The following is an 842-nucleotide window of genomic DNA, read 5'->3' on the forward strand; positions in this document are numbered from 1 at the left end:
TGTGCCGGCGGGCTCGGCGGAGGACCTGGCGAAACTGTTCGGATTGCCCCTCTGGCGGCGCTCAGAGCTGCTGGCCCGCTTCGGCCTGAAGGAGATCTTCCCAGAGGCAGTGGATCCGTCGAAGGCCAAGCCCATCGGCACCCTCATCGTCAGCCCCGAGGGGACGGAGGCCCGGAGGTGAGGAATGAGGATACAGTGGATTGCAATGCTTCCGGTCCTTCTTCTGTTGTTCGAGTGGACAGCAGGTCATCCGGTTCCCGCCGCCGCCCAAGGCGGGGATCAGTGCGAAAATGATGTCTGCGGATTCACCTACGAGGTGCGTCAGACTCAGGACTTTAGTTCTTCGGGGCGGGAGGCGCGGCGGTGCACCGGGACCTGGACCATCGGGGTGATCCTCCCCGGCTCCAGCCGCAATTCCTGCGCCGAGGCCCAGGCCGAGATCGACTGCGCCGGAAATGTTCAGATCACCCACCGCTTCGGCGAAGGCCCCGACTTCTGCCCCACCGCCAACACCGCCTGGAAGGAAACCTGCGAGGATCCCCTCGGCTCCCGCATCGGCGACAGCACCGGCGCCTGCGCCTGGCAGGACTATTACGGCGAGGTCGTCAAACTACATGTCCAGGTCCCACCCCACCGCTTCCGCATCACCCCTACCCCGTCGGCTTCGTCGCCCGGGAGGACCCCTGGGGGGTCTTCCACCCCACCGCCCGCCTGGTCTGGGAAGAACCCCCCTGGCCCCAGCACGCCGACTCCGGCTGGCGCCTGTGGAAATGGGGCGGCCACCGCGGCCCGGGAAAGGCCCCCTTCCCCTGCGCAATGAGCGAGGCAGAGCTTCTGGCGAA

2 protein-coding genes are annotated in these 842 nt (G+C 67.0%); both read left to right on the plus strand.

The window, feature by feature from the left end; all coding sequences use genetic code 11:
* A partial coding sequence (locus CFB18_RS15245; protein ID WP_159461577.1) for a hypothetical protein occupies window positions 1–181 on the plus strand: 181 nt, incomplete at its 5' end.
* A gap of 3 nt (window positions 182–184) precedes the next feature.
* Complete coding sequence (locus tag CFB18_RS04660) at window positions 185–820, plus strand: hypothetical protein (RefSeq protein WP_088570644.1); 636 nt, start codon at window positions 185–187, stop codon at window positions 818–820.
* The last annotated feature ends 22 nt before the right edge of the window (window positions 821–842 follow it).

This window comes from Thermoflexus hugenholtzii JAD2 (genome assembly GCF_900187885.1).
GTDB classification, from domain to species: Bacteria; Chloroflexota; Anaerolineae; order Thermoflexales; family Thermoflexaceae; genus Thermoflexus; species Thermoflexus hugenholtzii.

Coding starts and splice junctions, on each gene's coding strand:
- CFB18_RS04660 (WP_088570644.1), top strand. CDS start 185: ATGAGGATACAGTGGATTGCAATGCTTCCGGTCCTTCTTCTGTTGTTC.